This is a genomic window from uncultured Oscillibacter sp. (assembly GCF_947654275.1).
Classification (GTDB): domain Bacteria; phylum Bacillota; class Clostridia; order Oscillospirales; family Oscillospiraceae; genus Oscillibacter.
Genome location: NZ_CANTJS010000077.1, coordinates 1 through 9,408, shown reverse-complemented (window position 1 = coordinate 9,408; position 9,408 = coordinate 1). Strand labels below are relative to the sequence as shown.

The following is a 9,408-nucleotide window of genomic DNA, read 5'->3' as shown; positions in this document are numbered from 1 at the left end:
CATGGACGCCGGGACCTACCGGGCCCAGGGGGCGAAATCTCCCGCCCGGCCTGCCTGGAACACAGAGCGCCCCCGGACGGGCCTCCGGCTGTCCGACAGCGCCCCCAAGGGGGTTTGGAGCCGGACCGGGTCCCTCCTTTCCGGGACGCCGGCGGAACCGGCGGAAAAGAGCCCTGTGCGGATTTCCGGGCCGGAGCAGCCGGAGGAGTTTTTGAAGCAGCCCCGGGAGACCCGCATGGAAGAGGTTTTTCCTGCGGCGGAACCGGCGGAAAAGAGCCCTGTTCGGATTCCCGGGCCGGAGAAGCCGGAGGAGCTTTTGGAGCAGCCCCGGAGGACCCCCACGGAAGAGGTTTTTCCCGCGGCGGAACCGGCGGAGGACGGGAAGCCGGCGGACAAAAAGCCCTTTGTGCCCGCCATTCCCGGCGGGGACGTGCTGCCGGGCCAGGGGACCCTGGAGCCCCTTCAGCGGGAGGCCCCCTGGCGGATTGCCGGGGAGGTGCTGCGGACCTATATCGTCTGCGAGAGCGAAGCGGGAGAGGTCTTCCTCATTGACAAGCACGCCGCCCACGAGCGGGTGAATTTCGACCGGCTGAAGGCCTCCCGGGAGCCCCCCATGCGGCAGGCGCTGCTGACGCCCATCGCCGCGGAGCCCGGCCGGGAGGACGCCGCGCTGCTGCTGGAGCATCTGCCGGAGCTGGAGGCCTTCGGCTTCGCCTGCGAGGACTTCGGCGGCGGCACGATTTTGATTCGGGAGATTCCGGCGGACATCGACGCCGGGGACGCCGTGCCGGCTCTGGAGGAATTCGCCGTGGCCCTGCGGACGGGCCGCTCCCCGGAGGAGCGGCGGGAGGCCTTACTACACACCATGGCCTGCAAGGCCGCCATCAAGGGCGGCTGGACCAGCGGCCCGGAGGAGCTGAGGGTCCTGGCGGAGAAGGTCCAAAGCGGCGCGGTGCAGTACTGCCCCCATGGCCGGCCCGTGGCGGTGAAGCTGACGAAGCACGAGATTGAGAAGATGTTCAAGCGGGCCTGACGGCGTCCCGGAGGGGGCCCGTTCCGGCGGGGCCGGATAAACGGCGGACAGGAGGAACCAACATGGCAAAAAAGGACGGGCGCTTTGCGGTAACCTATCAGAAAACGACGTTTGGGACGGAGACAACAATCCTGGTGGACCGGGAGACGGGGGTCAATTACCTGTTTTACAGGTCCGGCTACGGCGGCGGCCTGACGCCTCTGCTGGACCGGGAGGGCAGGCCCGTGATTACAACCGTATGGGAGGAGCCGGAGCAATGAAAATGCTGTATGTGGACTGCTGTATCAGCCAGCGGGGACCGGAGTCCCGGACCCGGGCCCTGGCCGGGGCGTTTCTCTCTGCCTTCCGGGAGAGCCACCCCGGGGCGGAGACAGAGACTGTCTCTCTGGAGACCATGGACCTGAAGCCCCTGCTTCCCGATTTCCTGAACCGGCGGGACGCCCTGAAGGCCCAAAAGGCCTTTGGCGGGCCGGAATACGCGCTGGCCCGCCAGTTTCAGGCGGCGGACGCCGTGGCAGTGGCGGCCCCCTTCTGGGACCTGAGTTTTCCCTCCGTGCTGCGGATTTACATTGAGCATATTTCCGCCATCGGCCTGACCTATCACTACGAGGCCGACGGCTGCCACGGGGACTGCAAGGCCCGGCGGCTGGCCTACCTCTCCACCGGCGGGGACGCGGAGCAGGCGGACAGCCTGGGCGTTCTTTACTGGAAGCAGCTGTGTGCCATGTTCGGCATCCCCCGGTTCGACCATGTGTTTGCCGGAGGGCTGGACCTGGACCCCGGCAGGGTCCCCGCGCTGATGGAGGCCGCCTGCGAGAGGGCCCGGCAGCTGGGCCGGGAATTCTGACGCCTATGCCGGAGGGGAAGAAAATTGTCTGCGTGGTGGGCCCCACCGCCTGCGGCAAGACCACTCTGGGTGTGCTGCTGGCCCAAAGATTCGGCGGCGAGGTGGTCTCCGCCGACTCCATGCAGATTTACCGGGGCATGACCATCGGCACCGCCGCCCCCACCGAGGCGGAGATGGGCGGCGTGCCCCATCATATGATCGCCGTGGCGGACCCCCGGGAGCGCTGGTCCGCCGCCCGGTATGCAGAGACTGCCATCCCTATTGTGGACGATATCCTCCGGCGGGGGAAGCTGCCCATTCTGGTGGGGGGCACAGGGCTGTGGCTGGAGGCGGTGGTCCGGGGCCGCTCCTTCGCTGCCGGTCAGGCCGGCGGGGCCGTCCGGGCGGAGCTGCAAAGGCAGCTGGAAGCCGGGGGCATCGCCCCCCTTCTGGAGGAGCTGCGGACCGTGGACCCCGAGGCGGCGGAACGTCTCCACCCGGCGGATGAAAAGCGTATTCTTCGGGCCCTGGAGGTCTGGCGGGAGACGGGGAAAACCATCTCGGAGCACAACCGGGAGACGGGGCGGCTTCCGCCCCGGTATGACGCGGTGTGGATTGGCCTCCGCTTTGCCGACCGGGAGGACATGCGGAGCCTGATTGACCGTCGGGTGGACGCCATGGCGGCGGCAGGCCTGACGGAGGAGGTCCGGGCTCTGGTGGACCAGGGCGTTCCCAGGGACTCCACCGCTATGCAGGCCATCGGCTATAAAGAGCTGCTGGCCGTTCTGGACGGACAGCAGTCCCGGGAGGAGGCCCTGGAGACGGTGAAGCTCCGTTCCCGGCAGTACGCCAAACGGCAGCTGACCTGGCTGCGGCGGAATCCTGAGATTCACTGGATCTGCTGGGGAGAGAAACAGACCGCGCCGGAAGAGCAGGAAAAAAACCCGGGCGCGGGGAAGCCCCTCCATGAAGCGGAGGGCCCAGGCGCGGCGCAAAAACAGACCGCGCCGGAGGAGCAGGAAAAAAACCCGGGCGCGGCGCAAAAGCAGACCGCGCCGGAAGACCGGGGAAAAGACTCAGACGCAGGGAAGCCCCTCCATGAAGCGGAGGGCCCCGGCGCGGTACAAAAAAGGGATTTTGCCTGGGCTCTACAGGTTTCGACTGAAATTCTCTCCGCCGCCGGCGTATGCTAGATGAGAGTCTGAACAGAGCCCCGTTCACATTGGTCCAAGCCCCCGGCCCAGGCCGGGAACGCCGGCATGGCCGTGAATGGGGGCTCCGGGCATCGCTGTTTGACGGGAACGCCTCAGACTCCAGGGCGGACGCAGGTCGTCCGGCTGAAAAATAGAAGCGGCGGGAAACACGCCGCCAAAGAAAAAGGAGCGGACGATATGATGCAGAGCAAAGCGAATTTACAGGACCTTTTCCTTTCCCGGGCCAAGCGGGACCGGATGCCTGTAACCATGTTCCTGATGAACGGGTTCCAGATGCGGGGCGTTATCACCGGCTTTGACGCCTTCGTGGTCATTCTGGACAGCGAGGGGCGGCAGCAGGTGATTTACAAGCATGCGATTTCCACCATTGCCCCCATCCGCCCGGTGGACCTGGGACCGGATGGAGAGAGTTGAGAGTGGGGAGTCGAGAGTGAAGAGCTGAGCGCGGGGAAAATCAGGAACCGGGAATGTTCCTGAGACGCGGGATACACAACGGAGACGGCGGCCCCCCGGGGGCGCTACATAGGTGTTATGGAAGAACAAAAGAGAAAACGGGGAACGCGCTCCATAGGGCTGAGGCTGCTGTCGGCACTGCTGTTTCTGGTGGTGCTGGTCTACTTCGGCGTCCAGGGCTGGCGCTATCTGGACGACCCCCTGGTCACCACCCTGGCCTATCCCTATCAGGTGGAGATGACGGTGGAGCTGTCGGGCTGGGTGGTCCGGAACGAGGAGCTCCTCCCCGACGAGGGCGGCGGACTGCTCCGCGTCCAGCGCTCCGAGGGGGAGCGGGTCAGCCGGGGGGGCGTGGTGGCGGCGGTTTACGCCGACCAGGCCTCTCTGGACCGGCAGGCGGAGATTGACAGCCTCACCAGCCGCCTGGAGCAGCTGCACTACGCCCAGAACCTGGCCCAGGAGATGGAGACCACCCAGAAGCTGGACAGCCAGATCAGCCAGAGTCTTCTGGCTTACCGCCGCTATCTGACCGCCGACCGCTTTTATGACGCCGGCGAGGAGGGAAACCGGCTCCGGGCCCTGGTGACCAAGCGGGATTACACCGGTTCCGGCGGCGGGGACCTCTCCGCTCAGATTCAGGAGGCGGAGGACCGGATCGCCGCCCTCCGGAGCCAGGCCACCGGCTCCGTCCGGCGGATCACCGCCTCCAAGGCGGGGCTGTATTCCGGGGAGGTGGACGGCTATGAGACCGTTCTCACCCCCTCCATGCTGGAGGACCTGACGCCCTCCGTCCTGGCAGGCCTGACGGCGGATGCCTCCGCCGTCTCCCAGACGGGGAAGCTGATTCTGGGCGACACCTGGTATTATGCCGCGGTCATCCCCGCCGAGACGGCGGCGGCGCTGGAGGAGCAGAGCGGACTGCGGCTCCGCTTCGCCAAGGGCGTGGACCGGGATCTGCCGGTGAAGCTGGAGTCCATGGGCCCCAGAGAGCAGGGACAGGTGGTGGCGGTGTTCAGGGGGGACAGCTATCTGCGGGAGCTGACCCTGCTGCGCCAGCAGCGGGCCCAGGTGGTTTACGGGTCTTCTCAGGGACTCCGGGTGCCCAAGGAGGCCCTCCGGGCCCTGCGGACCGAGTCCGACCGGGACACCGGGGAGCGCACGGCGGAGGAGGCCACCGGCATTTACTGCGTGGTGGGCCTGAACGCCCGGTTCAAGCCCGTGGAAGTTTTATACACCGGGGACCACTATGTTCTGGTCCGGGCCAGCTCTGAGGACACGAATCTGCGCCTCCGGTCCGGGGATGAAATCATCGTCTCGGCCCGGGACCTGTTTGACGGAAAAATCATCGGATAGGCCGCCGGAGCGCAAATCAAAAAAAGAAAGAAGCTGAAATCATGCTGATTGCCGACAACATCGCCCGGGTGCGGGCAAACATTGCCGCCGCCGCCAGAGAGGCGGGCCGGGACCCCGGGGACATCCTGCTGGTGGGCGCCAGCAAAATGAACGGCGCCGACGCCTGCCGGGAGGCCATCGCCGCCGGCATCGACGCCCTGGGGGAGAACCGGGTTCAGGAGATGACGGCGAAGCTGGCGGAAAACGCCTATGAGGGTGCGCCCCTCCACTTTATCGGGCACCTCCAGCGGAACAAGGTCCGCCAGGTGGTGGGCAGGGTGAGCCTGATTCAGTCCGTGGGCTCTGTGGAGCTGCTGGATGAGATTGAAAAGGCCGCCGCCCGGCTGGAGCTGACCCAGGACGTACTTCTGGAGGTGAACATCGGAGAGGAGGCCGCCAAAAGCGGCTTTGCCCCCCGGGACCTGTTCGCCGGGGCGGAGGCCGCCCTGGAGCGGGGTCACATCCGGGTCCGGGGTCTGATGACCATTCCGCCGGCGGAGGCGGAACGGGAGGAAAATCTCGGTTATTTCCAAAAAGTGCGTACACTTTTTGTTGACATCAATGAAAAATTGTTCCATAATGAATTACAGTATTTATCCATGGGTATGAGCGGCGACTATGAGGATGCCGTCCGCCTGGGCGCCACCATGGTCCGGGTGGGCTCCGCCATCTTCGGCAGCCGCCATTATACCTAAGCGGAAAACGGGAACCCAGGCCGCCGCAGACATGACGACAATGAACGCAGACATGATACCAATGAAAAAGGGCAGGAGGTTGTGCCATGAGCATACTGGACGAATTCAGAAAGCTGGCCCATCCCTATGAGGACGAGGACGGCGAGTTTGACGAGCTGGAGGAAGAGCCCCGGAGAGACGAGTTTGAGGAGCGCCGCATCCGGATGGATGAGCGCCGCAGCAAGGTTGTGAATATCCACGCCACCACCCAGCTGAAGGTCATCCTGGTAAAGCCGGAGCGCTTTGAGAACGCCTCGGAGATTGCCGACCAGCTGAAGGAAAAGCGGACGGTGGTTTTGAATCTGGAATCCACCAACAAGGACGTGGCCCGCCGCCTGATTGATTTTTTGTCCGGCGTGGCCTACGCCGGCGAGGGCAAAATCAAACGGGTTGCCGCGAATACCTACATCATCACACCCTACCATGTGGACATTGAAGGAGACCTGATTGACGAACTGGAAAACAACGGCGTTTATTTCTGACGTTTTCCCTCTTCCGGCCTCCCCGGCCTTGACGGAGTTCCATTCAACAAAAGAACCGGCTGACCAGCCCGGCGGCGGACCCGCCGGGCCGGAGCGCATCCGCCGGCAGCGACAGGAGGAGAACAGACCATGCTGACACCTCAGGAGGTTTCTGCCCGTTCCTTCACCAAGGCGGTGATGGGCGGCTATAACATGACCATGGTGGACGAGTTTCTGGACGAGCTCACCGACGACTACACGGCCCTTTATAAGGAAAACGCCTCGCTGAAGGCCAAGCTGAAGGTCCTGGTGGAAAAGGTAGAGGAATACCGGGCCACGGAGGACTCCATGCGGGCCACCCTGCTCACCGCCCAGCGGATGGCGGATTCCATCGTCAAGGAGGCAGAGGAACGGCGGGACGAAATCCTGGGCCAGGCGGAGGCCAGCGCCCGGGAGCGGCTGGAGCAATTCCGCCGGGAGCTGGCGGAGGCCGACCAGCGGCTGCGGCAGGGGCAGCTGGAGCTTCAGCGCTTCATCAGCGCCAGCCGGGCTCTCTGCGCCCAGGAGCTCCAATTCCTGGACCGGCTGCCGGAGCTTGAGATTGCCCCGGAGCAGACGGAGGAGAAGATGGAGGAGCAGGTCCGGGCCGCGTTCACCGGGAAGCCCGCCGAGGTGCCGGACCCCTTTGCCCCCCCGGCGGCGGAACCGGCGGAACCGGTTGAAAAGCCTGATGAAAAGACCGAACGGGCCGAACAGATGGAGAAAACCGAGAAGGCCGAGACGGTGGCGCCGGTTGAAAAAACCGGGGAAGAACTGCCGGATCTGGACGCCACCCGCCGGGTGAATCTGAACGACTTGAAATTCGGCCGCAACTACAGCAAGGACGGCTGAGCGGAGACAGGAGACGAAGGGAGGCGCTGCCCATGGCCGGACAGACCAGACAGAGGCCGATTGTGGCGTTCCTGTATGATTTTGACAAGACCCTCTGCACCACCGATATGCAGAACTACGCGTTCATCCCCAGTCTTGGCATGACGCCGGAGGCATTCTGGGCGGAGGCCAACGGTTTTGGCCGCAAAAACCGCATAGATGGCATTCTGGCCTATATGTACATCATGCTCCGGGAGGCGGAGCGAAAAAACCTGCCCTTTACCCGGGCGGACCTGGTGGAAAAGGGCAGGGGCATCGAGCTGTTCCCCGGCGTGGAGGACTGGTTCGGCCGGGTGAACGACTTCGGAAGAAGCCAGGGCGTTCAGGTGGAGCACTATGTCATTTCCTCCGGTCTCCGGGAAATTATCGAGGGCTCCTCCATCAGCGGGGCCTTCAAGGAAATCTATGCCAGTGAGTTTTACTATGACGAGATGGGCCGTCCTGTCTGGCCCAAGCTGGCGGTGAATTTCACTGCCAAGACCCAGTTTGTATACCGGATCAACAAGGGTGTCCTGGACGTCTCCGACGACAAGACGCTGAACGACTCCATGCCGGACGACAGTAAGCGGGTCCCCTTTACCAGCATGATCTATGTGGGAGATGGGTTGTCCGACGTGCCCTGCATGAAGATGATGCGGGCCTACGGCGGCCAGGCCCTGGCCGTGTATCAGGAGGGAAACCGGGCCGGCGTGGAAGAGCTGCTGGCCCGGGGAAGGGTGGACTTCATTTTCCCGGCGGACTACCGGGAGGGCACCGCCCTGGACACGACGGTGAAAAACATCATCCGCAAAATGGCCATCGCGGATTCCCTCTGGGAGGAGAATCACCAGCAGCTCAGGCGCATCCGGGAAGACACGCTGATGGGCCAGGTGGGACTGTTCTGAGAAAAGCCGGGGAAGGCGGCAGACGGAAAGCCCGCCGCGGTCTCCGGGGAGCGGCAGGCTCCGTTTGAGGGGGTCCGTTCAGTCCCTGTCCATCAAAAGCCCCAGCAGGGGTTCAAAGTCCACGCCCTCCCGGAGGGGCAGGTCCTGTTCCACCGTTCGGACGGCACAGGCCCGGATGAATTCCACCGCCTGTTCCGCCGCCTCCGCCAGGGAGCGGCCCCGGAGCAGGGCTCCGGTGAGGACGCTGGCAAAGACGTCCCCGGTGCCGTGAAGCGGATGGACGATGAAATCCGTCTGAACGGCCTGGGTCCGCCCCGTCCGGGCGTCAAAGCACACGGCGCCGGTTTTGCCCGCCTCCAGAGAAGCCCCGGTGAGGGCTACGGAGCGCGTTCCGCCCAGGCTCAGCTCCTCCGTCAGCCGGCGGAGGCCCGCCTCGCTGCGGTCCAGAGCGCTGTAGTCCCGGTCCAGAAGGAATGCGGCCTCCGTCAGGTTGGGCGTAATCACGTCCGCCAGCTCCGCCAGGCGGCACATGCCGGCGCACATGGCGGGGGTGTAGGTCTGATAGGCCCGGCCATCGTCCCCCATCACCGGGTCCACCACCACAATGGCGTCCCTGGTCCGGAAGGTGCGGATAAAGTCCGCCACAATGTCAATCTGCCGCTCGCTGCCTAAAAAGCCGCTGTAAATGGCCTGGAAACGCAGATCCAGGGACTTCCAGTGCCGGGCAATCCGGGGCAGCTCCTCCGTCATGTCCAGGAAGGTGAAGCCCTGGAACCCGCCGGTGTGGGTGGACAGAAAGGCGGTGGGCAGGGGACAGCACTGAATGCCCATGGCGGAGAGAATGGGGATGGCCACGGTCAGAGAGCAGCGGCCAAAGCCGGACAGGTCGTGAATGGCGGCGGCACGGGGTGTAGACATAGGAAGTTCCTCTTTTCATCTCAAAATCCCCTCTATTGTACCGCGAAATTTCCTGTTGTTCAAGTGCAACTGCTGTGGTATACTGATCTCTGCCAAGGCTGAAGGGCGCACCGGGAAGCGGAACGCCGGGGGCTTCCGGATGGCCCCGCCGGGGCGGAGCGGCAGGACTTTTGATCAGCACAGGCCGCGGGGCCGGCTTCTCCCGGTTTTTCTGCCGTGTAAAAATCGAGGCATTTGAGGCATCAAAAAGGCGGCCGGATGGTCCGCCGTCTATATCCGCGGGCATGATGAAATTGGCAGACATGCGAGATTTAGGTTCTCGTGCAGCGATGCGTTGGGGTTCGAGTCCCCATGCCCGCACCATGATAAGTTGACAGATTACACCAGGGGAGTAGTCTGTCAATTTTTTATATTTAAATATAGTAAACTCATTGCGCCGCAGTAATTTCACTGCGGTATTTTTATTTGTAGGAGGAAAATTATAATGAATGTGATACAAAAAAGCGAGGCAATCAAGAACGGTCTCCGGAAAGGCTTTCAGGACGGCAGTTCCAAAATGGCAA

General features: G+C 63.8%; 10 protein-coding genes, 1 tRNA gene and 1 pseudogene. 11 read left to right on the top strand and 1 reads right to left on the bottom strand.

Annotation, left to right across the window (positions count from 1 at the left end; translation table 11 throughout):
• The 10 genes and pseudogenes from Q0063_RS13610 to Q0063_RS13565 all read left to right on the top strand — a co-directional run.
• A pseudogene (locus Q0063_RS13610) lies at nucleotides 1–1,033 on the top strand (DNA mismatch repair protein MutL); the annotation flags it as partial.
• 62 nt (nucleotides 1,034–1,095) lie between these two features.
• Complete coding sequence (locus Q0063_RS13605; protein ID WP_297872507.1) at nucleotides 1,096–1,293, top strand: DUF6440 family protein; 198 nt, start codon at nucleotides 1,096–1,098, stop codon at nucleotides 1,291–1,293.
• Nucleotides 1,290–1,880 carry an NAD(P)H-dependent oxidoreductase gene (locus Q0063_RS13600; RefSeq protein WP_297872506.1) on the top strand — a complete coding sequence of 197 codons (591 nt, stop codon included), beginning with the start codon at nucleotides 1,290–1,292 and terminating at the stop codon, nucleotides 1,878–1,880. Before Q0063_RS13605 ends, Q0063_RS13600 begins: the two co-directional genes overlap by 4 nt.
• A gap of 5 nt (nucleotides 1,881–1,885) precedes the next feature.
• On the top strand, nucleotides 1,886–3,052 hold the full coding sequence (gene miaA / locus Q0063_RS13595) for a tRNA (adenosine(37)-N6)-dimethylallyltransferase MiaA (RefSeq protein WP_297872505.1): 1,167 nt from the start codon (nucleotides 1,886–1,888) through the stop codon (nucleotides 3,050–3,052).
• Between the two features lie 198 nt (nucleotides 3,053–3,250).
• Nucleotides 3,251–3,487: an RNA chaperone Hfq gene (gene hfq / locus Q0063_RS13590; RefSeq protein ID WP_297872504.1), complete on the top strand. Its 237-nt coding sequence runs from the start codon at nucleotides 3,251–3,253 to the stop codon at nucleotides 3,485–3,487.
• A 117-nt stretch (nucleotides 3,488–3,604) separates the two neighbouring features.
• A complete protein-coding gene (locus tag Q0063_RS13585) occupies nucleotides 3,605–4,879 on the top strand; it encodes an HlyD family efflux transporter periplasmic adaptor subunit (protein ID WP_297872503.1) in 1,275 nt (424 codons plus the stop codon).
• A gap of 41 nt (nucleotides 4,880–4,920) precedes the next feature.
• Nucleotides 4,921–5,613: a YggS family pyridoxal phosphate-dependent enzyme gene (locus Q0063_RS13580; RefSeq protein ID WP_297872502.1), complete on the top strand. Its 693-nt coding sequence runs from the start codon at nucleotides 4,921–4,923 to the stop codon at nucleotides 5,611–5,613.
• Between the two features lie 86 nt (nucleotides 5,614–5,699).
• Nucleotides 5,700–6,134: a cell division protein SepF gene (locus Q0063_RS13575; RefSeq protein WP_297872501.1), complete on the top strand. Its 435-nt coding sequence runs from the start codon at nucleotides 5,700–5,702 to the stop codon at nucleotides 6,132–6,134.
• 129 nt (nucleotides 6,135–6,263) lie between these two features.
• Entirely contained in the window at nucleotides 6,264–7,004 is a 741-nt protein-coding gene (locus tag Q0063_RS13570; RefSeq protein WP_297872500.1) for a DivIVA domain-containing protein, read from the top strand.
• 32 nt (nucleotides 7,005–7,036) lie between these two features.
• Nucleotides 7,037–7,927 (top strand): HAD family hydrolase, encoded by an 891-nt coding sequence (locus Q0063_RS13565; RefSeq protein WP_297872499.1) that lies wholly within the window; start codon nucleotides 7,037–7,039, stop codon nucleotides 7,925–7,927.
• 78 nt (nucleotides 7,928–8,005) lie between these two features.
• Here the strand turns inward: Q0063_RS13565 and Q0063_RS13560 are convergent, their stop codons facing one another.
• Nucleotides 8,006–8,845, bottom strand: coding sequence for a pyridoxamine kinase (locus Q0063_RS13560; protein WP_297872498.1), 840 nt, complete (start codon nucleotides 8,843–8,845; stop codon nucleotides 8,006–8,008).
• 278 nt (nucleotides 8,846–9,123) lie between these two features.
• Between Q0063_RS13560 and Q0063_RS13555 the strand changes: the two genes are divergently transcribed.
• Nucleotides 9,124–9,208, top strand: a tRNA-Leu gene (locus tag Q0063_RS13555).
• Nucleotides 9,209–9,408 lie beyond the last annotated feature (200 nt).